Genomic DNA, 25,257 nt, shown 5'->3' on the forward strand with positions numbered 1-25,257 from the left:
ATTAAGCGCACGACAACAGAATTCACGACGCAACGACCAAAGGAGTCGCCGCATGGCACTGCCCGAACCGATCTCTGTCGAGGACTTCTTCCGCCCACCCGTCCGCGCCGGAGCGACCATATCGCCCGACGGAACGCGGATGGCGTATCTCGCCCTGTGGCGTAACCGCCTGAACGTGTGGGTCCAACCGCTGGACGAAAGCGAGCCGGCGCGCTGCGTCACCGCGGACGACACCCGTTCGGTGTTGAGCTACGAATGGACCGACGACCCCCGGTGGCTGCTGTACCTGCAGGACAGTGGCGGCGACGAGAATTGGCACATCTTCCGGGTCGACCTGGAGGATCCGGAGGCCTCCGCCGTTGACCTGACACCCTTCGAAGGCACCAAGGCGATCTTCGAGATCCCGGGCGGACTGTCCGGCAAGGCCATCGTGTACCTCAACAAGCGCAACGCCGCGTTGCTGGATGCCTACCAATTAGACATCGCCACAGGCGAACTCACCATGCGCGCCGAGAATCCGGGGCAGGTCGCAGGATGGCTCAGCAGCCGTGACGGCGATCTGTTCGCCGTGGCACTGACCGCCGCCGGCGACGTTGAAATCCACCGATGGGACGCCGGATCGGCGTCGCTGCGGCCGATCGCCACCTATGACGGCGCCGACTACACTCTGGGTGTTTTCCCGATGGTCGTCACCCCTGACGGAACGGGAATCTGGATAGGCTCCAACGAGGGCACCGACCGCACCCGACTGGTCCGGCTTGACGTGGTCAACGGCACGGAGACGGCCGTGGACAGCCACCCCAGCTTCGACCTGGACGCCAGGGGCCTGGTCATGCCGCTCGTGCCACAGCCACTGATCCAACACAGGCGCACGGGTGAGCTGCTCGGGGCACGCTATCTGGGTGCGCGTCAGGTCATCAGGCCGCTCGACCCACTGTTCGCAGAGGTACTGGCGAGCTTGGAGAAGCTGTCCGACGGCGATATCGGAGCACTGTCCTCCGACGACAGCGGTCAGCGATGGATCGTCAGCTTCAACCACGACCGGGACGCCGGACTCACCTACCTCTATGACCACTCCACCGGCCGAAGCAGGCTGCTGTTCCGGCCTTTCCCACATCTGGATCCCGAGCAGTTGGCGCCGATGACGCCCGTGACGATCCCGTCCCGCGACGGACTGGATCTGCCTTCGTATCTGACGCTGCCCGTCGGACTGGAACCGAGGGACCTGCCGATGGTGCTGCTCGTCCACGGCGGACCGTGGGCCAGGGATTGGTGGAGGTTCGACCCGGAGGCGCAGTTCCTCGCCAACCGCGGGTATGCGGTGCTGCAAGTCAACTTCCGCGGGTCAACGGGGTTCGGGAAGGCATTCGTCAAGGCCGCGGTCGGGGAGTTCGCGGGCAAAATGCACGACGACCTGATCGACGCGGTGAACTGGGCAGTCGAGATGGGTTACGCGGACCCGGCGCGGGTCGCGATCTTCGGCGGTTCCTACGGCGGCTACGCCGCACTGGTCGGCGTCACCTTCACCCCGGAGGTCTTCGCGGCGGCCATCGACTACGTCGGGATCTCCAGCCTGGCCAACTTCATGCGCACACTACCGGCGATCGCACGGCCCCACCTCGCCAACAACTGGCACCTGTTCGTCGGCGACCCGGAAGATCCCGCGCAGGAGGCGGACATGCTCGAGCGCTCACCGATCACCAAGGTGGAACGGATTCAGACGCCGTTGCTGGTTGCGCAGGGCGCCAATGACGTTCGCGTAGTCCAGGCCGAGTCCGACAATCTGGTGGAGGCGCTGCGCGCCCGCGGGGTCGACGTGGAGTACCTGGTCAAGGAAGACGAGGGGCACGGTTTCCTCAACCCTGAGAACGTCATTGACTTGTTCGACGCCGTGGACCGGTTCCTCGAACAACATCTGGGCGGACGGGACTAGGCTCGCGGTTTCAACAACGCTGCGAGCTCTTCGCGGCTTGAGACACCGGTTTTGGTCATCGCCCGGTAGATGTGACCTTCAACCGTGCGCACCGACAGTGTCAGGCGCTCGGCAACCGCGCGGCTGGGCAGACCCTCTCCGAGCAACATCACGATCTCCCGTTCCCGCGACGTGAACGGCACGGGCACGCTGGCTTGACGAAGCACCGGAGTTACCGCGCCGCCGCACCGCTCGGCCAGCGCATCGGCACGCGTCGAGCAGCTCAACGCCGATCCTCGTAAGTCTTTGTTGCGGAACGCAATCGCTGCGTGCGCCGCCGCGTCGAGTGCGGCAACGAGGTCACCGATCGCCTCGAAAGCGGCTGATACAGCTATCAACTCGGCTCCGTCGCCGGACGCCAGCGCGGCGGCGAACCGGGCGGCCACGCCGACCCGCGGGCCCCGCACCAAGCCCACGAGTTCGCCCAGCCGTGCCGCCGACGAGCCGGCGCCGAATTGCGTGGCAGTCTGCAAACACAGCACCTCGGCGGCGAATTGACGATTTTCACGGCAGGTTTCGGCCGCTTGAAGCGCGATCTTGATCGCTTCACTGAGCGCACCCCGGCAGGCGGTCACCCACGCGCGTGCCAGATCGCGCTCGTAGTTCACGAATCCCCAACTTCGATGGCGTTCCGCCTCGAGTGCCCGCAGCGCCGCGTCCGCCTCGTTGACAAGGCCGCACATGGCCAGTGTCGTAGCGAGCGGGATCAGGTAGCGGTACCGAAAACCATTGGAATCGCCGCTGAAAAGCTCGACGACAGCCTGTAAGTGGCGCCGGGCCTCATCCAGACGTCCCGATCCGGCGGCGGCCCGGCCCATGATCGCGGCGCCCAGGAGCTGGGCGACGCCGGGAACGTCGACGGTCTGCTCGCGCGCCTGCTGAGCAAGGGCACTGGCGCTCGACAAGCGACCAGCGAGCAGCAGCGCGCCGAGGTGCCGGTCGGCGAGGATCAGCCTCATGTGGGCAGCGGTGGACGTCCGCTGCACGCAGGCGTAACCGACTTCGGCCACCCGGTCCGCCTCGGTGCCGTTCCCCGCATCGCCGTGTGCGACAACCAGCGCCCAAGCCGCGGCCGAACTGATGATCCCGGGCAGGCACTCCAGGTCGACGTTTTCGCCCAGAGCTATCGCCTTGGCGGGCTGCGCCATCGATGCCCAGTAGACGGTCAGGTAGGCATCACTCCAGCCACGCGTGGCAGCCGTCGCCAATTCGGCGGCTTCCTCGAACAGCTCCCTGGCGCCGTCGGGATCGGCCAGCCCCCACAGCCTGTTGAAGCCTCGGTGACCAAGCAGGTACAGCCGATCCTCTTCCGAGAGACCTTCGGTGGGTGTCGCAGCCACCGCGGCATCGGCCTCCGCACCGCGGCCCTGCCAGGCCAGCGCGAACGAGCGGATGTTGTAGGCCGGCACGCCGCATCCGGCGCGAATCGCCGCTGCCGCCAAGCGGTCCGCCAGCGGAGCATCGGCCAGGAACATCGCACCTTCCGCGGCTCGGAGGAGTAGTTCCCCGTCCGGCACCAGGTCGGAATCCACAGTCAGCACGGCGCGCCGCACCACCGTTCGCACCTCGTCGCGATCCTCACACGCGGCCAACTCGGTGACCACCCGGCCGCGCAGTCGGCGCAACCGGGTAGCCGCGGCTCGCGACCGGCGCAGCTCGCCATAGAGCGGATGGGCAAGCCGGACTTCCACTTTGCCGTCGACCGGCCCGATCGCAATCAATCCCCGCACGTCGGCCTCCTCGATGGCGCCCGGGTCCACCAGTCGCGCCAGGGACTGCAGTTCGAGCGGCTCTCCCACCGCCAGGGTGTCCACCACATCGCCCACCGCGGCGGGCAGTGTCCCCATCCGCGACTCGATCAACTCGGCCAGACTGGGCGGCACCACGGGATCGCCGGTCCACCGCCAATAGCCGTGGCGTTGCACCAATCGGCCATCGGCCCGCTCCTGCTCGACGATGTTGCGCAGGTAGAGCACATTCCCCCGGGTCAGTTTCCAAAGCCGTTGTGAGACATCAGGATCCACCGGACCATCCAATGTCTCCGATAACAGCGTCGCTGTCTCGCCGGCAGACAGCGGCTGCAGGTCCAGCCGCTCGAACCCGTCGCTCCACACTTCCTGCAGGGCGGCGGAGAGCGGCTCACCGCTGCGGACCGTCAGCACCACTTTCGCCGACCGGCGCTGCACGATCTGATGCAGCACGAACACCGACAGGTCATCGAGCAGGTGTGCGTCGTCGACGGCGATGACGACCGCGGTTTGTCCCGTTGTCGCCGTGAGTGACTCGATCACGTCGCGGACGAGGTGAACCAGCTGGCCGTCGCCCGGCCCCGGCAGTCGCACCCAGGCGGCAAATGCCCCCAGAGGAATCGATCGGGCAGACGCGCTGGCAACAGCCCGACGGGTGACGCACCCGGCAAGCCCCGTGAGTGCGTCACCCGCCAGCCGACTCTTCCCGACGCCGGGTGCACCACAGATGAGCACCCCCGGCGTGCGCGGATCAGATATCGCGGCCTGGACGACCGCGATCTCCTGTGCCCGGCCGACCAGCGGCCATGTCAGACGCACCCGGTTAGCGTAGGAGAGTCGGCACAGCCTCGCAGTCGAACCGCGTTCTGCCGGGGGCCTGTCTGAGTCGACGCACGTTGCGTTTTCTTCGGCTGAGACGGTTTGTCACAGCGCGCGAAGCCGGAGTGCGGCAAGTTTCGCTTCGGCGACCCGATAGAAACCGTCGAGGAAGTCGTTCTCGACGCCGACGTATTCGCAGATCACCTCGTCCGCGACGCCCGCGTCACGCAACCGCAGCGCCAGCGAGTACGGCAACGGCAACCTGCGCAGCGCGTGCTCACGCTCGGTGAGTTCCTCGGCCATCGGCCCAGCGTGCCCCGGTGACGACGGCCCCGACTGAGTAGTCCGGTACCTAATCCCATCGCCGCCGTTCTGCGCTTCAAGAATCCGCCAAGGCGGTTGCTGAACCCTTCACACCATGAACCCGATTGACCTTCTCATCGTCGCCGTTGTCTGCGGGGCCTTCGCCTGGTCGATGGCGCGGTATGCGCCCAAGACCGTGCCGGGAATCGGTCTGGCCGCCCAAGGCGTGCTCGGCGTTTACACCGGGCTGATGGTGCGCGACATCTCCTTCGCCGCCCTGGGCTCGCACTGGCCGATCGTCATAGCGGTGGCCGTCAGCACCCTCGTCCTGAGCGTGGCGGGCGGTGCGCTACTCGGCCTGCACCGCGACATCACGCCGCTGACCGGTGGCCTCGCACTGGTCGCCGGCGGCTCGGCCGGACTGGTCGCCATCGCGCGCGAACTCGGCGGTGATGATCGCGTCGTCGCGGCCGTCCAGTACCTGCGCGTTGCCATGATCACGGCCGCCATGCCCATCGTCGCCACCGCCTTCTATCACAGCACTCCCTCCCACGCCGAGCAGGTGAGCGAAAAAACCTTGCTGCCTTGGTATTTCACACTTCCGTTGCTCGCAGCCATCGTGCTGGTCGGCGCGGTGGCCGGACGCCGGCTGCGGCTGCCCGGCGGCGGGTTGATCGGGCCGATGGCGATCACCATGGGACTGGAGTTCGCCGGACTTGCGAAGGGCCTCGCCGTTCCGATGCTGGTGTTCCAGGCCGGAATCGTGCTGATCGTGCTGCAGACGGTACTGACGCTGGACCGCGAGTCACTGCGGGCTATTCGCCGGATCCTGCCCGGCGCGTTCGCTTTGATCATGGTCCTGAACGTGGTCGCGGCCGGGCTGGGCGTGGTCTTGGCACACTCGGCCGGACTCAGCATGCTCGACGGGTACCTGGCCACCAGCCCGGGCGGCGTTTACGCGGTGCTGGGCACCGCTGCAGGCTCGGGTTCGAACGTGACGTTTGTGATGGCGTCCCAGGTCATCCGAGTGGTGCTGATGCTGGTCGCCGCACCGTTCGTGGCGAAGCTGTTCATCCGGTTCACCCCGCAGAGCGCTCCGGCGGTGCAGATGCGCCCGGAGCTGGTTCCCGTCACCGCCTGAGCAGGGCATCGGTGAGCGCCCCGGTGATGAACTCGCCGTAGCGGGGCGCTGACCAACCCCCCCCCCGACGCACAGGTCACGTCCGCCGGGGCGGAAGGCGATCTCCGTTCCGCGCGGGCGTTTGTCCCCGACGAGGCCGCTGCACTCGCCGCGCAACAGGCCATGCGCGCGGCACGCGGAGCCGTCGATACGGCGTTCTCACTGACCGGCGCCGGCGCGGTACACGCGAGCCATCCCAATCAGCGGTGCTTCCGGGATCTGCACACCGCGGGTCAACACGTCTATTCCAGCCCTGCCGAGATGAAGCGCTACGCCCACCTGGCCCAGCCGAACTGGCTGATATAACCGCTGACAGCCGCCCTACAAGCTCCAAGAATTTCTCAAGTACCTCTCGCCAAACTCATAGAAACGCATCTCAGCCGGACGAGAGGAGATGAAGAGATGCTCACGATGAAGAACACACAGCAGCGGGTAAGCCAGCGCCGGTCAATCGCCGCACCGACGGTCTGGGACCACGCCAGCCTGGACGCCTGGGACTACATGATCGCCGTCGAGCCGCAGCACGCCGCGGCGTGCCTGCGCATCCGCGACCGGCTGCGCCGCCTGGGCCGGCGCCTGGACACGATCGTGGCATCGGACTTCCAGGAGCCGGAGCTGGTCGAGATCGCCCGCGGCATCCGGCACTGCCTGCGCCTGGGTCCCGGCTTCTGCGTGCTGCGCGGCCTGCCGCTGCAGGATTGGACGGATGAGGAAGCCTCGATGCTCTACTGGGGCCTCGGGACGTACCTGGGTGGGCCGCAGCCGCAGAACCGCCAGGGCGACCGGGTTTACCTGGTGCAGGACACCGGTCAGACCGTCGCGGAGGCCCGCGGCTCGAAAACCAACTCCGAGTTGATCTTTCACACCGACTCGGCCTGCGCCTACGCCGGCAGCCGGCCCGACGTGCTCGGCCTGCTGTGCCTGCGCAAGGCCGTGTCCGGCGGGGAGTCGGTCATGGTCAGTGGCCACACCGCCTACAACGCGGTGCTGGCGGCACAGCCCGAACTCGTGGAGGAACTCTACGGGCGGTTCTGCTTCGACCGCTCGCACGAGACCCAGCCGGGCGAGGACCCGTTCACGTACGGCTCGATCTTCACCGACACCCCGGAAGGTGTCCGCATCCGGTACAACCGGCTGCACATCGAGCTGGGCCACTACCGCAGCGGTCAGCCGCTGAGCGACCGGCAGCGCCAGGCTCTGGACGCTCTGGACCGGGCCCTGAACGACCCCGCCAACCACGTCGAGTTCACCCTCGACCCGGGCGACGTCTTCTTCGCCGACAACCACGCCACCCTGCACAACCGCCGCAGCTTCGTCGACGCACCGGAGGCGGCGCAACGACGCTGCCTGGTGCGCCTGTGGCTGGCCGGCGAACCCCGCAACTGAACGCAGCAAACCTTTAGAAAGCCCCAAGGCCGTCGCGACAGACTTCTGCCGTCGGTTAGGGGAGTTCAGGGGAAAGGCGAGAAATGTTGAGGCAGTTGGCCAGCTTCACCGTGCGGCGCCCCAAGGCGGTGCTGGCGGCGGTCCTGGTGCTTCTCGGCATCAGTGTCGTACTCGGCGGCTCGGTGTCCGACAAGCTGGGCACGGGCGGAAACACCGACCCGGCGGCGGAGTCGTCGCAGGCCGAAGAGTTCCTGGACCAGCATTTCGGGACCACGTCCAACCTGGTCATCCAGCTGCTGCCCCGCGAGGGCACCGTCGACGCAGCCGATGTCGCCCCGGTGCGGGACCGGGTGCTTCGACTGATCGCGGCCGAACCGAAGGCCAAGGTCACCCGGGCCTTCGGCGATGAGGGCGCCGGTGATCTGCGCAGCAAGGACGGCCGCTCCGGCCTCATCCTCGTCCACGTCGGCGGCACCGCGGACGAGGCTGCCGAGACGGCCAAACGGATCGTCGCGAGCTTGCCTACCGACCCGAACGTCGCCGTGCGGGCGGGCGGCTCCCTGGGTGTGCAGCAAGAGATCCGCGACAAGGTCAAGCACGACCTCAAGATGAGCGAGAGCATCGCAGTGCCCATCTCGCTCGCGGTGCTGGTCGTGGTGTTCGGCGGGCTCATCGCCGCGGCGCTGCCGGTGGTGGTCGGGGTCGTCTCGATCGTCTCCACCCTGTCGGTGTTGCTGCTGATGACGACCATCACCGATGTGTCCGTGCATGCCCTGACCGTCACGACCGCGTTCGGGCTGGGGCTGTCGATCGACTTCGGGCTGCTGATGGTGTCCCGGTTCCGGGAGGAATGCGCCAACGGCCGGGGCCACCACCAGGCGATCATCGCGACCGTCACCACCGCGGGCCGCACGATCCTGTTCAGCGCGGCGACGGTCACCCTGGCGATGACCAGCCTGCTGGTCTTCCCGACCTACTTCCTGCGCTCGGTCGGTCTCGCCGCCACCGCCACCGTGCTGCTGTCGGCGTTCAGCGCGATCGTGGTGCTGCCCGCGCTGCTGGCTCTGCTGGGCAAGCGCGTCGACTCGCTGGCGGTGATCCGGCGCAAGGTGCCGCTGTCGGCGGACTCTCTGTTCTGGCGGCGCTTCGCCGAAGTCGTCACCCGCCGACCGCTGCTGTACGCGGTGCCCGTCGTAGCGGCGTTGCTCGCACTGGGGGTCCCGTTCCTGCACGCCCAGTACGCCACGCCCGACGAGCGCGCGCTGCCTACGGACTCCAGCGCGCGCCTGGTGGCCGAGTCGTTGCAGCACGACTTCTCCCTCGACCCGTCCCAAGCGATCACCCTGGTCACCCGCAACGACGCCGGCGTGCTCGCCAATCTCGCCGCCGAGGTCTCCCGCATGGACGGTGCCGTCCTGGTCAACGGCACCATCGGCCGCTACGAGCATGGCCAGCCGGTCGGTCCGACGCCCGCCGCGTCCGGGGCCGGCTACGCCTTCGTCTACCTGTCGGTGCAGGCGGACTCCGACCAGGCCCAGCACCTGGTCCGCGACATCCGCGCGAAGATCACCGGCCACCAGGTCGAGGTGGGCGGGCCGACCGCCACGCTGATCGACAGCCGCGCCGCGATCGCCGACCGGCTCCCGCTGGCCATCGCCCTGATCGCGGTGGCGACATTCATCCTGTTGTTCCTGTTCACCGGCAGCGTCGTGGTGCCGGTCAAGGCGCTGCTGCTGAACCTGCTGGTGCTCAGCGCGGTGCTGGGTGTCCTGGTCTGGATCTTCCAGCAGGGCCACCTTTCCGGGCTGCTGGGATTCACCCCCGCGCCGCTGAACCCGTCGATGGTCGTCCTGCTCTGCGCCATCGCGTTCAGCCTCTCCGTCGACTACGAGATCTTCCTGCTCAGCCGAATCAAGGAGGCCCGCGACTCCGGCCTGTCGAATGACGCGTCCACCGTCATCGGGCTGGGGCGGGTGGGACGGATCGTGACCAGCGCCGCGCTGCTGCTGACGATCACGTTGATCTCGTTCGCCAATGGGTTGTCGTTCATGAAGATGTTCGGCATCGGCACGGCGCTCGCTGTCGTGATCGACGCGACGATCATCCGCGGCGTCGTCGTCCCGGCGTTCCTGCGGGTCGCCGGCGACCTCAACTGGTGGGCGCCCAAGCCGTTGCGCTGGTTGCACTCGCGCATCGGGATCAGCGAGACCCCGGAGCACACCCCTGAGCCGGCGCAGACGCCGGAAGCCGTCGACTCCCCGGCGCCGGCCGAAGACCTCGCCGTGGCGGCAGCGGTGCAGGCGGCCGAAGAATACGTCGAGGCCGGACCGTCGATTTCCCCGTCGACCCTGCCGTCGACTGAGGTCGAGGTCATCCCCGGTGCACACCTGGTGGCCAACGTCAACGGCACCGTCATCGTGGTCGCCCACCGCGAGCGGACGGCGCTGACCGAGCACTCTGTCGCCGCGCAACAGCTGGCGGCCCTGGCCGAAATGGTGCGGCGGACCGACCCGCAGAAGCTGGTCAGCGCCTTCGCCAAGCTGTCCCGTCAGCCCTGGACGCACACGCTGGTCGACGTCGGCATCGTTACGCCCACCTCGGCCGGCCTGGAAATCCTGCTGTGCGGCAGTGTCACCGTCGCGCTCGATGACGGCGACGACCGGACGTTGCTGCACGGCCGCGGCCGCCTGGTGCACTACTCGGTGCCGATGCCGGCGGTGGCCGCGGTGGTCGCCGTCGAGGAGCTGGGACAGCGGTCACGCGCCGGCATCCCGGCGAACGGCGTCTACCGGATCACCGGCGGCATCGTGCCCGGCGACGGCGCCGTCCTGCGTTCAACCCAAACCGCCGGCCGGCGCGTGCCGGCGGTCGCCTCGCCGCAGCCCGGGCGGTGGGTGGTCCTTGAAGACGGCTCCCACTTCGAGATCGACCGCGGCTGCGTCGTCGGCCGCGACCCGCACGGGTCGGATGCCGCGCAGCGCGGACTCCGTCCGGTGACTCTGGAGGACCCGGCCGGTCTGCTGTCCCGGGCCCACGTCGAGGTCCGCATCGTCAACGGCGAGGTGGTCGTCGTCGACCGCGGCTCGACCAACGGCGTCTTCCTGCGCGAGCCGGCCCAGCAGGGTTGGACCCCGATCGTCCCCTGGGAGCCGGTTACATGGCAGCCCGGCAGCTACATCCAGATCGGCGGACGGATCCTTCGGCTACAGGCGGGAACCACCCCGCTGGCCCCGCGTGGACCGCGTGTCACCAGGCAACACTTCGTGTCGCGGGAGCCGCTTACCGGCCACGCGTCCGAACCGGTGTTCCCGACGGGCTAGCATGGCTTAGGTCAATCGGGCTTGGATCACGCGACGCTACGCTCGACAGGAGTCGAGTCGAAAGTTGCCGTTATGCCTGAAAACCAGAATCAATCCGAAACTTTGCAGCCTCACTTCGAGGACGTCCAAGCGCATTACGACCTGTCCGACGAGTTCTTCAAGATCTTCCTGGATCCGACCCGGACCTACAGTTGCGCGTACTTCGAACGCGAAGACATGTCCCTCGAAGAGGCGCAGATCGCCAAGGTGGATCTTTCCCTCGGCAAGCTCGGACTAGAGCCCGGCATGACACTGCTCGACATCGGGTGCGGCTGGGGCACCACGATCATTCGGGCGCTCGAGCGGTACGACGTGAACGTCATCGGCCTGACGTTGAGCCGCAATCAGCAGGCGCATACCCAACGACGGCTCGACGAGCACCCCAGCCCGCGAAGCAAGCGGGTATTGCTGCAGGGCTGGGAACAATTCGATCAGAAGGTGGACCGGATTGTCTCCATCGGCGCATTCGAGCACTTCGGGCGGGACCGCTACCCCGACTTCTTCAAAATGGCCTATGAGGCTCTTCCCGCTGACGGGGTGATGTTGCTGCACACCATCATTCAGCCCAGCGAGGAAGAATTCGCCGAGCGCGGGCTGCCCATCACCATGACCAAGCTGCGGTTCATGAAGTTCATCATGGATGAGATCTTTCCCGGCGGAGACCTTCCTCCCGCCAAGGCCGTCAAGGAGCACGCGGAACACGCCGGCTTCTCGCTCAACCGGATTCAGCAGCTACGCCCGCACTATGCGCGCACCCTCGACACCTGGGCGACCGCGCTGGAAGCCAACCGCGACAAGGCGATCGCCGTTCAGTCGCAAGAGGTTTACGACCGCTACATGAAGTACCTGACCGGCTGTGCCGACCTTTTCCGCGAGGGCTACACGGACGTCGCGCAGTTCACCCTCGCCAAGGCCTGAGGCAGCTCACGCTCACTTGTTGCGGACGCAATCGTAGGTGAGCTTGATCTCCTCACCCAGATCGACGACTTCGAACTGATCGACGCCGATGTCGTTGAATGACTGCGCGCTGATGCCCAATTCGGACCACTTCTTGGTGCTGGCCCGGTCGTCGGCGAAGGTGAGCGGCACCTGACCGCCGTCTGCGAGCAGCATTCCGTACTTCTTCAGAGCGGCGATGACCACCCGTTCGGACTTGGAGAAGTGCGAGTCGTCGAAGTCTGCTCGCAGCCGGAATCGCACGCCGTAGGGCGGAGCATTGGGATCAGCGCTGGCCGGACCTCCCGCATGGGTGGCCGGACGCACGTAGACGCCTTCCTTCATCCGGTCGTTCGGGAGGATGAAGCGAATCGCGTGATTGATTGCGCCAGAAGCCACTTCATCGGCAGTCGGCAACATTGCGGCAATGGGGAAACCGGCCGCGTCGGCGCTGGTGCACTGATCACCACGCAATGTCTCGGGGTATGCCTTCGCGAGATCCCAGACGAAGAAGGCCTGCGCCGTGATGTCTTCACCGGACTGGCTGCCGTGATAGATCTCGTAGAGTTTGCGTTGGTCGCGGTCGACGACGAGCAGGTGACAGTCTTCCTGCCCCTCGGTGGCGCCGGTGGTGTCACACTTAAGGTTCGACGAACCCTCGAGGTATGCCTTGGCCGGCAACGGCATCTGCGCGGGAACTGAGTCGCAGTCCGGTCCGCCGCCGCAATAGTCCTCGATGCCGACCACCTTCGTCTTTCGCGAGTTGCCGTCGGCGAAGAAGATCGGGATGGAGAAGTCGGCCTGTAGGGCTCCGGTCCCCCAACCGCCCGCAGCACTCAGCGCCTGAATGATCGCATCCGAGCGGACTGCCTTGGCGGCGCCCGAAACGTCGATGTTCCACGGCACGGCGGTGGTGAAGAGGGCTCCGGCCGGCACCGGGCCAGTAGCACGGGACGAACCGGGCGAACGAGACCCGGGTGGTGCGTCCGAACTCGACGTCGCCGGTTTCGAGTGGCAACCGGCGACCAGGGTGAGCACCGAACACAGGATCGCCAGCGCCTTTGCCGGCCGCACAAAGTACATCGTCCGACATTAACCGGTCGTCGGGCCACCCGGAACCGGTCGCGTTGCCACGTATAAAGAGATGGAACCGGAAACGGTTCTGATCACCGATACTTCGGCGACATTCGCGAAGCCGGCCTGTTCGATCAATCCCGGCAGTATTCCGTCCGCGTTGGGCTGGGTGTCCTGCTTGCCGTCGGCAAACTGGACGATTCGGAAACCCAGCCGCATCAGGGCGTCCCGCTGCGCACCGAAGTCGGCGATAAGGAGCTGCCCGCCCGGCCGCAGCAGCGCGAACATGTTGCCGATGATGGCCTTCTTCATCGGCACCGGGCACTGATGCAATACCAGGCTCGACACCACTTTGTCGGCGATCCCGGGCCCGATCAGCTCGACGGCCCGGTCCCCCATGGACTGCACGAACTCGACCTCGACCCCGGCCCGGCGCACCTTGTCGCGCGCTATCGCCAGCACCTGCGGGTCAGGGTCCACGCCTACGACCCGGGCGCCCGGCTGCCACTGCTTCATCATTATCGCCAATGATGCTGTGCCACAGCCGACATCGACGACGACATCGTCGGGCTTCAGACCCAGCTGCGCAATGGCGGCCGAACGCCATCGGTCTTCGCGGGTCAACAGCGCGATGACCGTGTCGTAGTACTTCGTGTACTTCGGGTCACCCGCGGCGGGCGTAAACGACTGCGCTGACATGACACTCAGTCGTACCATCGGAGAGCCATGACACTCTCTGCACAAACGGCCACAGTCTTGTCCGGCGCGGACACGCCTGCGCTGATCGACATGCGGCAGGGTGGCGCCTGTACGGCGGGCGCGTTTGTCTACGAAGGCCAGCGGGTAACCACGGCGCGCCACGCCCACGACTTGCACCAGCTGGAGTACGTCGTGCAGGGCGTTCTGGAAGTGGAGACGGATGCCGGTGCGTACGTACTGTCCGAGCGGCAGGCCGCCTGGATCCCGGCCGGGCTGGGACACATCAGCACGATCGACACCCGAGTGAGGTCAGTGTCGATATTCCTGCATCCGATCCACCTGCAACCGGCCCGTCCGGGCGCCGGGATCGTGATGGTCTCGCCGTTGATCCGGCAGATGATCATCTACGCCTGTCGGTGGCCTATCGACCGGGATTCGCCGGACGCGGTGGCGGAGGCGTATTTCCACTGCTTCGCCGAGTTGCTGGCCGAGCTGCTGGGATCGCAGAGCCCCTTCAGCCTGCCGACGACCACTCATCCTCAGCTCGCCGCGGCGCTCAAACACACCCGCAATACGTTGGCCGGTATCACCATTGACGAAGCTGCCGCCGCCGCGGGCATGTCGCCCCGGTCGTTGCGGAGGTTATGTCATCGCGAGTTGCAGATGACGTGGCGCGACTACACACAACAAGCCCGCCTGATGCGGGCGGCGGCGCTGCTCGCCGACTCGCAACTGAGCGTGCTCCAGGTCGCCACCAGGGTGGGGTTCGACAGCGCCAGCTCGTTCACCCGGGCCTTCCGAAGTGCTTGGGGCCGGCCCCCGTCCGCCTACCGCCGGCACGGCAACGAGTTACCGGCATGAAGCTCAACGCCCGAAACCTGCACACGCTGCGGATACCGACACCCACCTACGATCGCACCCGGATCAAGGTCGGCATCGTCCATTTCGGCGTCGGCGGCTTTCACCGCGCCCATCAGGCCATGTACGTCGACCGGCTGCTCAGCCAGGGCATGGCCCGCAAGTGGGGAATCTGCGGGGTCGGCGTGCTGCCCCGCGACCGGCGAATGCGCGACGCGCTGCGCGATCAGGACCATCTCTATACCCTGACCCTGGCCCACCCCGACGGCACCCGGGAACCGCGGGTCATCGGTTCGATCGTCGACTTCCGTTATGCACCAGACGATCCCGAGGCAGTCATCGAGCTCCTGGCCGATCCTGCCGTGCGCATCATCACCCTGACCATCACCGAGGGCGGCTACAACGAACCACTGAGCGCCGTCTTCGCGCTGGTCACCGAGGCGCTGGACCGGCGCCGGCTACGAGGTGTGAAATCGCCGACAATCGTGTCTTGCGACAACATCGTCGGGAACGGCCATATCGCGCGGCAAGCTTTCACCTCCTACGCGCAAAAGTCCAATCCCGCACTGGCGCAGTGGATGGACGAGAACACCAGATTTCCGAACTCGATGGTCGACCGGATCACGCCGGTCACCACCCCCGACGTGATCGAAAGCTTGACAACTGAATTCGGCGTGCACGACGCCTGGCCGGTGATCACCGAACCGTTCGCGATGTGGGCACTCGAGGACGACTTCGCCGACGGGCGACCACCGTTGGACCGCGCGGGTGTCACCTTTGCCGATGACGTGTCGCCGTACGAGGCGATGAAGCTCCGCCTGCTCAATGCCAGCCATCAGGGCTTGTGCTATTTCGCGTATCTAGCCGGTTACCGCCTGGTGCACGACGCCGCGCAAGACCCGCTGATCGCCGAATTACTCTGCTGCTACATGGATTTTGAGGCGATGCCGACACTCACACCGGTGCCCGGACTGCGGGAGTTCAAGGATGGGTTGCTGCCGCGTTTCGCCAATGCCCACGTCCGCGACACGGTGGAGCGGCTCTGCGCAGAATCGTCGGACCGGATTCCGAAGTGGCTGCTGCCGGTGGTTCGCGACAACCTGCGCTCCGGTGGCTCGGTACGCCTGTCCGCAGCCATCGTCGCCAGTTGGGCCCGCTACGCCGAGGGGGTGGACGAGGAAGGCCGTCCCATCGAGGTGGTGGATCCGCGGGCTGACACCCTGATTCCGATCGCCCGGTCACAGCGCGCCGACGCGTCGGCGTTCCTGGCCAACCGGTCCATCTTCGGCAACCTGATCGAGGAGCCCCGTTTCGTGGAGCCCTATCTGTGGGCGCTGGATTCGCTGCACCGCGACGGCGCCCGCGCGACCGTCGAGAAGCTGCTGCGACCGTGACCCTGGTCGCCGGTATCGACTGCTCGACCCAGTCCTGCAAGGTGCTGATCTGCGACGCCGGCACCGGTGCGGTGATCCGGCGCGGCCGCGCCCCACACCCCGACGGCACCGAAATCGACCCCGCAGCATGGGAATCGGCCGCCCGGCAGGCGATCGCCACGGCGGGCGGGTTCGACGATGTGGCAGCGGTATCGGTTGGCGCGCAGCAGCACGGCATGGTGTGCCTCGACTCCGCCGGTGCGGTCGTGCGCCCCGCGCTGCTGTGGAACGACGTGCGCTCGGCCGGCGCGGCGCGCGACCTGGTCGACGACCTGGGCGGACCGCAGGCGTGGGCGCAGGCCGTCGGGCTGGTCCCACTGGCAGCGGTCACCGTCGCGAAACTGCGCTGGCTCGCCGACCAAGAGCCCCACCATGCCGACCGCACGGCGTCGGTGTGCCTGCCGCACGACTGGGTGACCTGGCGGCTCCGGGGCGAATCCGATATCGCGGCACTGACCACCGACCGCAGCGACGCCAGTGGCACCGGTTACTTCGACGCCGGGTCGAACCGGTACCGCGCCGACCTTCTCGAACTGGCCCTGCGCGGGCGCAGTCCGGACCTGCCACGCGTTCTCGGTCCCTCCGAAGCAATCAGTGGCTCAATGCTATTCGGGGCGGGCCTGGGCGACAATGCTGCGGCGGCACTCGGCCTGGGCGTCGGCGAGGGCGACGTGATCGTCTCGATCGGAACCTCGGGCGTGGTGTGTTGCGTGGCCGCCGATCCGGTCCGCGACGACCAGGGATTTGTCGCCGGCTTCGCCGACGGCACCGGCCGCTACCTGCCGTTGGTGTGCACGCTGAACGCCGCGCGGGTGCTTGACGCGGCGGCGACGATGCTGCGGGTTGACCACAACGAGCTGTCCGGACTCGCACTGTCGGCGCCACCGGGCAGTGGGGGCCTGGTACTCGTCCCCTACCTGGAAGGTGAACGAACACCCAACCGGCCCAACGCCACCGGCGCGTTGCACGGGCTCCGGGTCTCGAATTCGACGCCGGCAAACCTGGCCAGGGCGGCGGTGGAGGGCATGCTCTGCGCACTGGCCGAGGGCCTCGCGCAGCTCGCCACCCACGGCGTCCGTGTCCGCCGCATTCTGCTGATCGGCGGCGGCGCGCAGTCGCGGGCGGTGTGCGAGATAGCGCCGACCGTGTTCGGCATGCCCGTACTGGTTCCTGACCCCGCGGAATACGTCGCACTGGGGGCGGCGCGGCAGGCGGCGTGGGCCTGCAGCGGGTCGCCTGACCCGCCCGGCTGGATGCCGCCGACGACCCGGGAATTCATGACCGCCTCCGAACCTACAGTGCTGCAACACTACTGCGATGTTCGCGAACTGACCGAGGGGAATTAAACCCGACGAGGAAGGGGGCGAAACACCGGAAGGGCCCGGTATTGCGCGGCGAAGCTCGCCTTGTCGTATTTCTCGCCGATCTCACCGTCGTGCGCGATCAACGTCGGGCCGTCCACCGCCGCGAAACTGAATTGGGGCACCTGCATTTCGTGGTACAACGGGCTGCGCTGCAGACGGCCCAGCGCCAGGGCGGCCAGAATTCTGGTGCGCGCCAGCCGTCGGCCGGTCTCCAGAATCCGCACATCGATCAGGCCGTCGTCCATCCGCGTGCGCCGCGAGGGCGCGAATCCTGTTGGTAGGTATAGCGAATTTCCCACGAAGAACAGCGACGTCTGTAGCGTCTTGTTGTCGTAGCTGATCCGGACCGGCCGTTCGGTGCGCAGCGTGCGCAGCATGGCGTACATGCCCGCCAGGGGCTTACCGATCTTTTTCTCCAACTTCTCCCGCCGGCGCACGAACGCCGGGTATGCGCCGATGCTGGCGGTGTTCACCACGATCTGACTCTCGTTGAGCCGCACCAGGTCCACGTATGCAACGCTGCCCCGCCGGATCGCGTCGACGGTCCGCGCCACCGAGTCGCAGCCGATGTCTTTGGCGAAATGGTTGAACGTGCCGGCTGGAAAAACCGCCAGCGGCAGGCCGGCCTCCAGGGCGACGGCGGCCGCCGCGGACACGGTGCCGTCGCCGCCGCCGACCCCCAGCACCTCGGCACGCTCAGCTGCGCCGCGCAGCACCTCGCGCGGGTCGTCGGAGGAATCCAGTTCGACGATTTCGGCCTCGGGCAACGCGGCACGAACCTCGTCGACGACGCGGGCGCCGGTGCCGCTGCCCGAAGCCGGGTTAATCACCAGCACCACCCCCGAGCCATCGGGCCGTTCGGGCGTCTCGACCCGGAGAGGTTCGGTTTTCGGCAGCGCGGTCTCGACGATCGGCGGGACCAGGCGACTGCCCAGGACCGCGATGCCCGAGCCGATGCCGAAACCGATGACGACATCCCCGGGGTAGTGCGCACCGACTGCGACGCGGGACAACCCGACGAGACCGGCCAGCAGCGCCAGCCCGAAGCCGATCGTCGGATTCTCCAGGCCCACCCCGACGGCGAACGCGGCGGCGCTGGCTGAGTGCCCGGAGGGCAGCGAGTTGGAGGTGGGGTGGCGCCGGACGCGCCGCACCAGCGGCACCGAATCGTAGAGCGGACGCGGACGCCGCCGGACACGCTTGGCAACCTGATTGGTCACCAGGCTGGTCACTCCCAGCGATACCAGGCCGCGGGTGGCGCCGCGCTGTGCGGAGTTCTTCCCCGAGGCGAGCAGGATCGCCCCGATGGCGAACCACAGCTTGGAATGGTCGGCAGCCCGGGTCAACGGCGGCATCGCTTTGTCGAGCAGCGGAGTCGGACTCTCGGCGACCGCCTCGAACAGTTCGCGATCGAGAGCGCCCAAACCCCGGGTGATCTGCTTGACACTGCGCAGCGGTCGCACGGGCCGTCGGTTCATTCGGTCCACCCTAACGGTGGGCAGACGCAGAACCTCACGGCCGCTCACCCTTTCGGCGCAGGGTCCAGGCCGGCACCCAGTGCGTCACCGCCTTGTGCCGGGCCCCGAATTCCACCGGGTAGGTCACCAGCCCCCACCAGTCGCCCTGTTCGCAGAGGCCCCAGCAACTCAGTGTGCCCTCGACGACCTTGTGCAACTGCAGGCCGTTCGGGTGATAGCGGCCCGAGCGGTGCGGCTCACGCGGGAAGAGCACGGTCAGGTCCACCAGCACCGGGACGGGCGGACGCACCGGCCGAAAGGGCCCGCGGAGCGGTTGCCCGTTGTAGCCGATCGACGCGAGCCGCCCCATCGATCGATCATACGTTCGAACGGAAGGTGCTCATAGTTTCGCTGAAGCGCAATCTGGCAATCCAAGTGCCAACGGTTTCAGAAGGGGGCTCGGAGATGAAGACCATGTTCGCTGCCGGGATTCTGACGGCAGGCGCTGCGTTATTCACCACCGCGGTAGCGGTGGCCAACGCCGACGAAGTGCAGGTGGAGGGCAGCTACGCGACGTTGGCGGCGTGCCAGGCCGACGGCCCGCACGTGGAGATCACCCACAACGACGCGGCCTACACGCACTGGGACTGCCGCCAGGGCGACGACGGGCTCTGGTACCTGCACCTGTCGAATTAAGGTCGAATCAGGGCAGGCTCCGCAGTCTCAGAAGACGCGCACCCAGTCGACGAGCATGTCCTGCGGGTAGCTGCCGGCGGCCGGGTCACCGCCGCCGGAGCCACCGACGGCCAGGTTCAGGACCGGGAACACGGTGTAGTCGGGGTCGTTGAACGGCCACTCCTTGAACGGCTCGTCCAGGTTCTCGATGCCGGTGGCCGGGACCGAGAAGTACGGCGCCATGCCATCGGCGTAGTCCACCCAGAAGTACATGCCGGTGACGTCCCACTTGACGCGCCAGTTGTGCCAGCCGCCGTCCACGCCGATCGGGTTGGTCTCGAACGCGGTGCCGTCCGGGTTGGCGTGGACCGTGGTACCCGACGGCCACGTGCCGTTGCCGTACCACTCGATCAAGTCGATCTCGCCACTGCGGCCAGGGTCGTCGTTGGACAGCCACCACGCCGGCCACATACCGGGTGCCAGGCAGTTGAATTTAATGCGGGCTTCCCAGGTGGTGCCCACGCCGCCGCGCCACAGACCGTGCACCAGGCCACCGAAGTAACCGCCGTGGCCGTCGTGTGTGGCGCGCAACACCAGGTTGGAATTGCCGTCCAGGAACACGTTCTGGCGGCTGTCGCGGTACTGCCCCCAGAACTGCGGCTGGTCGAACCCGACCGGATTACGGATCGGCGTCCGGAAATTCGAAATCGCCCACTTGCCCGGATCGGGCGCCGAACCGGCCGGCCCGTCGAACTCGTCGTGCCAGATGAATCCACCAGTCGCCCCGGCCGCGGGGGCGGCCGGCACCGGTGCGGGCCCGGCGGGTGCGGCCGGCCGAGACGGGCTGGCATTTGCTGTCGGGGCCGCCGTCGCGGCCGCCAGTGCGCTGAATCCCGCCATCATGAGCATGCGGCGACGGTCCATCTGTGGCATGGCATGGAAGATAGCAGCCCGCCGGGGGTCGCGTGGACTCTGGCGAGGCGGTGTCGACGTAGCTCCAGGTCAGTGCGGCAAGCTTTTCGCGCGGTGGCCTGAACCCGGCTCGCTGATCTTCACGAGTGTCTTACCGATGTTGGCGCCGGTGAAGAGTCCGTTGAGGGCGTCGACACACTGTTCGATGCCCTCGTAAATGGTCTGCCGGTGCCGCAGGCGCCCTTCGGACTCCCACTGGCGCAGGTCGGCGAACGCCTCGTCGAAGCGGCCCCACTGGTCGAGTGCGTTGAATCCCTGCATGGACGCGGTCTTGGACAGCAGATTGACGTAATTGGCCGGTCCTGGGTGTTCGCCGGTGAGGTAACTCGAGATGACGCCGCAGAGCACCACGCGCGCCTTGGACGCGAGCCGGCCCAGTACCGCGTTGAGGACGGGTCCGCCGACGTTGTCGAAGTAGACGTCGACGCGGCGCGGGCAGTGCTCTTTGAGCGCGGCCGCCAAATCGTCGTTCTTGTAGTCGATGCACGCGTCGAACCCGAAGTCCTCGACCACCGCCCGGCATTTGTCGGGACCGCCGGCGATACCCACCACCCGGGCGCCGGCGATCTTGGCGATCTGCCCGGCCACCGATCCGGTGGCACCCGCCGCGGCGGAAACCACCACCGTTTCGCCGGGCTGCGGACGGCCGATATCGGTCATCCCGAAGTACGCGGTGGCGCCCGTCGGCCCGTACACCGACATGATCGCCAACTGGTCGTTCTCACCCGGGATGGGTGTGCTGAAGATGTCGTCGCGGATCACCACGTACTCCTGGAACCCGGTCAGCGTGGTGACGATGTCGCCGACAGCGTAAGCGTCGCATCGTGTTTCGACGACCTCGCCGATTCCCGCGGCCCGGATCACCTCCCCCAGCTGCACCGGCGGCAGGTAACTGGGCTGGTCGTCGAGCCAGGTGCGGAGGGCGGCGTCGATGCCCACGTAGGTGGTGCGCAGCAGCGCCTCTCCCGCTGCGAGTTCCGGGGCGGGGCGGGTGATCAGCTCGGTGTCTTCGGGCTGCACCAGACCGGAGGGGCGGCGGCGCAACAGGATCTGGCGATTCGGCAATGCGGGCACGACGCCGAGCCTATTCCGCGTCCTTGCCGATATGGGAGCATCTCAGGCATGAAACCAGAGGATGACCCGGAAGCCCGGATCCGGGAACTGGAGCAGCCCCTGGCCGACCAGGCACGTGCCTCCGAGGCGGGCTCCGACCTGGGCTCCGCCGGAGGTTACAACTACCCGCCGCCGCCACCGGGGCCGGTTCCTCCGCCCATGCCGTCGACCACGACTCCGCCCGGCTACGGGTACAGCAGCCCTTATCCCGGCGCCACGCCCCGGTCGTCGTCGGGCATGCGCTGGTTCTGGATCCTGGCCGCCGTGGGCGTCCTGGGCGTGCTGGTTCTGGTGGGCGGCATCGCCGCTTATGCCGCGCGCCAGTTCTCCCACGGCGACCTCGTCGTTCCGTCCCCCACCGAAAGCACTTCGGCGATCGCGACTCCCGGCACGTCGCCGACCCGCACCGCACCCTCCACCGGCAAGACACACGCGCCCAGCACCGGTCCGTCGCCGTCGGCCACCGCGCCGGCGGGCGAGCCGGTCACGATCTCGGGCATCAACGAGAACAAGACCGTCGCCTGCAACGGCAACGACATCAACATCAGTGGCATCTCCAACACGGTGACACTCACCGGCCATTGCGCGACGGTGAACGTCTCCGGCCTGCAGAACGTCGTCACGGTCGACAACGTCGACACGATCGAGGCCTCCGGACTCAACAACAAGGTCACCTATCACTCCGGTTCGCCGAAGATCAGCAAGAACGGCAGCGGGAACGTGGTGGAGCAGGGCTGAGTGCCGTTTCAGCCCAGGTAAGCCTCGTAGCCCGCCTCTTGCGCCAGAGCCAGGCAACGCTGCGTGCATCGCAGGTAACCGGATTCGTCGCCGCGGGCCCTAGAAAGCAAGCCCCGCAACCGCAGCACCGGGAGCTCCAACAGCACGAGTCCCGGCTCGGTCGGCACCGCCGCCAAGCGGTCGACGGCGCGTTCGGCCGCCTCGAGGTCGGCAGCCGAGCCTCGCGACAACAGTGCCTCCACCAGCACCGTGCTGGCCGGCCCGCGGAAGATCACCTCACCACACTCGAACTGTTCGTCGAGAACCGTTGCCGCCAAAGCTATTGCGGCATCGACATCGCCGGATCTGGCCTGTTCACGCGCGAACTCGATGTCGACCATCCGCCGCAGCGACAGGGTGAGCTTTTCTGCCACGAACAACGCCCGCGCCCTGGCCAGACAATCCAGTCCGGTCGCCCTGTCCCCTGGATCGGTGTGCATCAGTGTGGTCGCGCTGTTGAGTAACGCGTACGCCAACGCTGTGTCGTTGCCGGACTGCTCGGCGAATTCCAGGTCCTCGGCTGCCTGCGCCACGTCCGCCGCCGTCGGCAGCACGGCGCCGTTCTGCAGCGCGGCCTGGTACTTGTACAGGTGCGCGAACGGCGCGGCGCCCGCGTCGACGGAGCGGGCCAGTGCGATGCCCGCCTCGATGTCGTCGCGCCAGCCGCCGCGGCCGACGAACATCCCGGCCGCGCCCCTGACGACGAGCGCGTAGGCCAGGGGCGACGCGAGAAGGAAATCGCCCATGGTGGCGTCGCCGTCGGCGATGTCGATGACGCGCTGGGTCAACCGCAGACTCTCGCTCACCTGGCCCGCTTCCCACTTCGCCTGAGCCGCTGCGTAGAACAGCCCGACAGTCAGTACCGGATCGCCGATCGACTCGACCAGCGTGGTGAACTCCGAGGCCACCTCGGCGGCTTCGGAGTTGCGGGAGTTGAAAGTCAGCGCGGTCAGATGTCCGGCCATCCCCAGCACCAGCGACCTCTTGTCGCCGGCGGCGGTGGTGAGTTCGCGCAGCTCGTCGAACCCGGTGTCCGAGGGTGTACCTCCTACCTGAAAAGTGCTGCCGCACAACATTGCCCGTGGTGCGATCCGCAGGGCCAGTCGGTCGGGTTCGTCGTCGGGCAACCGGTCGGCCACGTCCCGCGCCGATTCCCAGCTCTTGCGCGCCGCCCGGATGTCGCGGGTGCCGTACCAGGTTGCCGCCTGCATGTGCCAGTCGAAGGCGTCTCGCAGATCGCCGGCGGCCGCGTACTGCGTGGCCACGATGGCGGCCTCCTGGCCGGTGTAGCGGCCGTGGGTGCGTTGCAGCACGGCAGCCACCCGCCGGTGCAACTCCGACCGCCCGGACTTCAACTGCGATTCGTAGGCCACCGCCTGGATCAGCGGATGGCAGAACGCGTACCTGGCGTGCGGGGTGAAAGCGATCTGCTCGATCAGCTCCGCCTCGATCAGCGCCGCCAAATCCGTTGAATCCATCAGTGATTCGAGCAGCTGCTGATCGAATCGGAGGCCGATGACGGCCGCGGCATTCAGTGTGCGTTTGGCCGTTGCGGTGAGGCGGTCGATGCGGGCGCTGATGATCGCCTGAACACTGGCCGGTACCTGGATGTCGGCTTGCGGACGGACACAGACATAACTGCCCGGCAGCCCCTCCAGCACACCCCGCTCGGCCAGGTCGCGCACGATCTCTTCGGCGGCGAACGGCAGACCGGCCGCCCGCTCGGCGATCACGGCGGCCAACCGGAACACCGAGGGGTCCGGACCCAGCAGCGCGCCGACCAGTTCGGCGGTGTGCGAATCATCAAGGGGCACCAGGGATAAATGCTGCGAACCGGTGATCGAGGACAGCGCGCCGTCATACTCGGGCCGGTAGATCACCAGCAGCGCCGCGCGCATCCGCGGTACCGCCGCGGCGAAGTCGGCGAGCAGTGCTTCGCTGACGCTGTCGATCCAGTGGGCATCCTCGACGACGTACAAGGCCGGCTCGGCCCGGGTCAGCGCCACGGTCTCGATCAATTTCACCAGCCGGCGACGCCGGGCTTCGGGGGTGATGTCCGGCAGCACGGTCTCGGGGTCCCGGATGCCCAGCAGGTCGTCGAGCAGCAGCAGATCCTGGTCCCCGGCGCGAGGAATCCTGGCCCGGACCCGCGCCCGGCCGGCCTCGGCCGGTAGCGCACCGACAGCGAAGACCGCGCGTAGCAGCCGGGAGATCACGTGGAACGGGATGTCGCGGGTGTGGGATTCGCAGTAGGTGACAAAGACTTCGAATCCGCGCCCGCTGGCCGTCGCCACCACCTCGCGACCCAACCTGGTCTTCCCGACACCGGGCCGCCCCGACACCGTGACGATGGCTCCGTGGCCGCGCCCCGCCTCGTCCAGAAGGTGCGCTGCGGCCGCAGTCTCCACGTGTCGCCCGACCAGCCGGGACTCGTGCCGCACCTTGTGGGTTCGTCCGGGATCCTCGACACCGACGCCCAACAGTCGCCGCGCCGGGACGCCGGTCTCGAAGCCTTTGATCCGCACCGTTTCCGCGGGCGCGAGGGCCACCCGGTCGTCCACCAGCCGGGCAGTGGACTCGCTGAGCATGACTCCGCCCGGTGGTGCGACGGATTCCATCCGCTGGGCCATCCCCACCTGCTCGCCGACCGCGGTATAGCCGAGGTGGGCGGCCCCGACTTCGCCGGCGATCACCTGCCCGGAGTTCAGGCCGACCCGCACCCGCAGATCGATGTTGTCCCTGCGGGACACCTCGGCGGCCAACCGCTGCGCCACCTGCTGGATGTCCATGGCCGCCAGGCAGGCCCGAAAAGCGTGGTCCTCCAACGCGATTGGCGCGCCGAACAGCGCCATGATGCCGTCGCCGGTGAATTTGTCCACGGTGCCCGCGTACCGCTGCACCACCGCCGCCGACCGATCGACCAACTCCGTCATCACCTCGCGCAACCGCTCGGGCCCCAGCGCCGCCGCCATGTCCATCGACCGCACCACGTCGGCGAACAGAACGGTCACCTGCTTGTATTCGGCAGGCTGGACGACCACCGTCAGCGGCGCACCGCACGCATCGCAGAACCGCGCGCCCTGGCGCGGCTCGGAACCGCAGTTATGGCAGACGGATGGGGTGGCGGCCACA

Annotated in this window: 20 protein-coding genes; 11 read left to right on the top strand and 9 right to left on the bottom strand. The window is 67.5% G+C overall.

What is annotated here, in order from left to right; all coding sequences use genetic code 11:
* The first annotated feature begins 52 nt into the window (after positions 1–52).
* Positions 53–1,933 carry a S9 family peptidase gene (locus ACNQS7_RS16990; protein ID WP_418013437.1) on the top strand — a complete coding sequence of 627 codons (1,881 nt, stop codon included), beginning with the start codon at positions 53–55 and terminating at the stop codon, positions 1,931–1,933.
* Here ACNQS7_RS16990 and ACNQS7_RS16995 read toward each other — a convergent pair.
* Complete coding sequence (locus ACNQS7_RS16995) at positions 1,930–4,539, bottom strand: LuxR C-terminal-related transcriptional regulator (protein WP_418013438.1); 2,610 nt, start codon at positions 4,537–4,539, stop codon at positions 1,930–1,932. The two genes, ACNQS7_RS16990 and ACNQS7_RS16995, sit on opposite strands and share 4 nt — an antisense overlap.
* A 105-nt stretch (positions 4,540–4,644) precedes the next feature.
* Positions 4,645–4,842, bottom strand: a complete 198-nt coding sequence (locus ACNQS7_RS17000; protein WP_055578213.1) for a hypothetical protein — start codon at positions 4,840–4,842, stop codon at positions 4,645–4,647.
* A gap of 115 nt (positions 4,843–4,957) precedes the next feature.
* Between ACNQS7_RS17000 and ACNQS7_RS17005 the strand changes: the two genes are divergently transcribed.
* The 5 genes from ACNQS7_RS17005 to ACNQS7_RS17025 all read left to right on the top strand — a co-directional run bounded on the left by ACNQS7_RS17005 (position 4,958) and on the right by ACNQS7_RS17025 (position 11,685).
* Positions 4,958–5,983: an AbrB family transcriptional regulator gene (locus ACNQS7_RS17005; RefSeq protein ID WP_418013439.1), complete on the top strand. Its 1,026-nt coding sequence runs from the start codon at positions 4,958–4,960 to the stop codon at positions 5,981–5,983.
* A 48-nt stretch (positions 5,984–6,031) separates the two neighbouring features.
* A complete protein-coding gene (locus tag ACNQS7_RS17010; protein WP_418016028.1) occupies positions 6,032–6,328 on the top strand; it encodes a hypothetical protein in 297 nt (98 codons plus the stop codon).
* Between the two features lie 105 nt (positions 6,329–6,433).
* Positions 6,434–7,408: a TauD/TfdA family dioxygenase gene (locus tag ACNQS7_RS17015; protein WP_418013440.1), complete on the top strand. Its 975-nt coding sequence runs from the start codon at positions 6,434–6,436 to the stop codon at positions 7,406–7,408.
* 83 nt (positions 7,409–7,491) lie between these two features.
* Positions 7,492–10,728, top strand: a complete 3,237-nt coding sequence (locus ACNQS7_RS17020; protein WP_418013441.1) for an MMPL family transporter — start codon at positions 7,492–7,494, stop codon at positions 10,726–10,728.
* Between the two features lie 72 nt (positions 10,729–10,800).
* Positions 10,801–11,685 carry a cyclopropane mycolic acid synthase family methyltransferase gene (locus ACNQS7_RS17025; protein WP_418013442.1) on the top strand — a complete coding sequence of 295 codons (885 nt, stop codon included), beginning with the start codon at positions 10,801–10,803 and terminating at the stop codon, positions 11,683–11,685.
* A 12-nt stretch (positions 11,686–11,697) separates the two neighbouring features.
* On the opposite strand, the gene ACNQS7_RS17030 is transcribed toward ACNQS7_RS17025, so the two are convergent.
* On the bottom strand, positions 11,698–12,786 hold the full coding sequence (locus ACNQS7_RS17030) for a hypothetical protein (RefSeq protein ID WP_418013443.1): 1,089 nt from the start codon (positions 12,784–12,786) through the stop codon (positions 11,698–11,700).
* Between the two features lie 9 nt (positions 12,787–12,795).
* Positions 12,796–13,476 carry a class I SAM-dependent methyltransferase gene (locus tag ACNQS7_RS17035; protein ID WP_418013444.1) on the bottom strand — a complete coding sequence of 227 codons (681 nt, stop codon included), beginning with the start codon at positions 13,474–13,476 and terminating at the stop codon, positions 12,796–12,798.
* Positions 13,477–13,503: 27 nt separating this feature from the next.
* On the opposite strand from ACNQS7_RS17035, the gene ACNQS7_RS17040 reads away from it, so the two are divergent.
* The 3 genes from ACNQS7_RS17040 to ACNQS7_RS17050 are packed head-to-tail and all read left to right on the top strand — an operon-like array spanning position 13,504 to position 17,113.
* Positions 13,504–14,337 (top strand): AraC family transcriptional regulator, encoded by an 834-nt coding sequence (locus tag ACNQS7_RS17040; RefSeq protein ID WP_418013445.1) that lies wholly within the window; start codon positions 13,504–13,506, stop codon positions 14,335–14,337.
* A complete protein-coding gene (locus tag ACNQS7_RS17045) occupies positions 14,334–15,728 on the top strand; it encodes a mannitol dehydrogenase family protein (RefSeq protein ID WP_418013446.1) in 1,395 nt (464 codons plus the stop codon). Before ACNQS7_RS17040 ends, ACNQS7_RS17045 begins: the two co-directional genes overlap by 4 nt.
* Complete coding sequence (locus tag ACNQS7_RS17050; RefSeq protein WP_418013447.1) at positions 15,725–17,113, top strand: xylulokinase; 1,389 nt, start codon at positions 15,725–15,727, stop codon at positions 17,111–17,113. Before ACNQS7_RS17045 ends, ACNQS7_RS17050 begins: the two co-directional genes overlap by 4 nt.
* On the opposite strand, the gene ACNQS7_RS17055 is transcribed toward ACNQS7_RS17050, so the two are convergent.
* Together ACNQS7_RS17055 and ACNQS7_RS17060 are read right to left on the bottom strand one after the other, a co-directional pair.
* Positions 17,110–18,609 (bottom strand): bifunctional phosphatase PAP2/diacylglycerol kinase family protein, encoded by a 1,500-nt coding sequence (locus tag ACNQS7_RS17055; RefSeq protein WP_418013448.1) that lies wholly within the window; start codon positions 18,607–18,609, stop codon positions 17,110–17,112. The two genes, ACNQS7_RS17050 and ACNQS7_RS17055, sit on opposite strands and share 4 nt — an antisense overlap.
* A gap of 34 nt (positions 18,610–18,643) precedes the next feature.
* Complete coding sequence (locus ACNQS7_RS17060; protein WP_055578204.1) at positions 18,644–18,958, bottom strand: hypothetical protein; 315 nt, start codon at positions 18,956–18,958, stop codon at positions 18,644–18,646.
* A gap of 95 nt (positions 18,959–19,053) precedes the next feature.
* On the opposite strand from ACNQS7_RS17060, the gene ACNQS7_RS17065 reads away from it, so the two are divergent.
* Entirely contained in the window at positions 19,054–19,284 is a 231-nt protein-coding gene (locus ACNQS7_RS17065) for a hypothetical protein (protein ID WP_055578203.1), read from the top strand.
* 27 nt (positions 19,285–19,311) lie between these two features.
* Here ACNQS7_RS17065 and ACNQS7_RS17070 read toward each other — a convergent pair whose 3' ends face one another.
* Both ACNQS7_RS17070 and ACNQS7_RS17075 read right to left on the bottom strand, forming a co-directional pair.
* A complete protein-coding gene (locus ACNQS7_RS17070) occupies positions 19,312–20,196 on the bottom strand; it encodes a glycoside hydrolase family 16 protein (protein ID WP_055578202.1) in 885 nt (294 codons plus the stop codon).
* A 69-nt stretch (positions 20,197–20,265) separates the two neighbouring features.
* Positions 20,266–21,309: an NADP-dependent oxidoreductase gene (locus ACNQS7_RS17075; RefSeq protein WP_418013449.1), complete on the bottom strand. Its 1,044-nt coding sequence runs from the start codon at positions 21,307–21,309 to the stop codon at positions 20,266–20,268.
* Positions 21,310–21,357: 48 nt separating this feature from the next.
* On the opposite strand from ACNQS7_RS17075, the gene ACNQS7_RS17080 reads away from it, so the two are divergent.
* Positions 21,358–22,086, top strand: coding sequence for a DUF3060 domain-containing protein (locus ACNQS7_RS17080; protein WP_418013450.1), 729 nt, complete (start codon positions 21,358–21,360; stop codon positions 22,084–22,086).
* 8 nt (positions 22,087–22,094) lie between these two features.
* On the opposite strand, the gene ACNQS7_RS17085 is transcribed toward ACNQS7_RS17080, so the two are convergent.
* Entirely contained in the window at positions 22,095–25,256 is a 3,162-nt protein-coding gene (locus ACNQS7_RS17085; protein ID WP_418013451.1) for an adenylate/guanylate cyclase domain-containing protein, read from the bottom strand.
* Position 25,257: the final 1 nt, after the last annotated feature.

The sequence above is a fragment of the Mycobacterium sp. 23 genome, from assembly GCF_048287075.1.
GTDB lineage: Bacteria > Actinomycetota > Actinomycetes > Mycobacteriales > Mycobacteriaceae > Mycobacterium > Mycobacterium gordonae_B.

Bases quoted from the DNA above. Each gene is read 5' to 3' on its own strand.
- ACNQS7_RS17020 (WP_418013441.1), top strand. From the start codon at position 7,492: ATGTTGAGGCAGTTGGCCAGCTTCACCGTGCGGCGCCCCAAGGCGGTG.
- ACNQS7_RS17065 (WP_055578203.1), top strand. From the start codon at position 19,054: ATGAAGACCATGTTCGCTGCCGGGATTCTGACGGCAGGCGCTGCGTTA.
- ACNQS7_RS17040 (WP_418013445.1), top strand. From the start codon at position 13,504: ATGACACTCTCTGCACAAACGGCCACAGTCTTGTCCGGCGCGGACACG.
- ACNQS7_RS17045 (WP_418013446.1), top strand. From the start codon at position 14,334: ATGAAGCTCAACGCCCGAAACCTGCACACGCTGCGGATACCGACACCC.
- ACNQS7_RS17005 (WP_418013439.1), top strand. From the start codon at position 4,958: ATGAACCCGATTGACCTTCTCATCGTCGCCGTTGTCTGCGGGGCCTTC.
- ACNQS7_RS17015 (WP_418013440.1), top strand. From the start codon at position 6,434: ATGAAGAACACACAGCAGCGGGTAAGCCAGCGCCGGTCAATCGCCGCA.
- ACNQS7_RS17030 (WP_418013443.1), bottom strand. From the start codon at position 12,786: ATGTACTTTGTGCGGCCGGCAAAGGCGCTGGCGATCCTGTGTTCGGTG.
- ACNQS7_RS17000 (WP_055578213.1), bottom strand. From the start codon at position 4,842: ATGGCCGAGGAACTCACCGAGCGTGAGCACGCGCTGCGCAGGTTGCCG.
- ACNQS7_RS17025 (WP_418013442.1), top strand. From the start codon at position 10,801: ATGCCTGAAAACCAGAATCAATCCGAAACTTTGCAGCCTCACTTCGAG.
- ACNQS7_RS16990 (WP_418013437.1), top strand. From the start codon at position 53: ATGGCACTGCCCGAACCGATCTCTGTCGAGGACTTCTTCCGCCCACCC.
- ACNQS7_RS17035 (WP_418013444.1), bottom strand. From the start codon at position 13,476: ATGTCAGCGCAGTCGTTTACGCCCGCCGCGGGTGACCCGAAGTACACG.
- ACNQS7_RS17070 (WP_055578202.1), bottom strand. From the start codon at position 20,196: ATGCCACAGATGGACCGTCGCCGCATGCTCATGATGGCGGGATTCAGC.
- ACNQS7_RS17080 (WP_418013450.1), top strand. From the start codon at position 21,358: ATGAAACCAGAGGATGACCCGGAAGCCCGGATCCGGGAACTGGAGCAG.
- ACNQS7_RS17055 (WP_418013448.1), bottom strand. From the start codon at position 18,609: ATGAACCGACGGCCCGTGCGACCGCTGCGCAGTGTCAAGCAGATCACC.
- ACNQS7_RS17060 (WP_055578204.1), bottom strand. From the start codon at position 18,958: ATGGGGCGGCTCGCGTCGATCGGCTACAACGGGCAACCGCTCCGCGGG.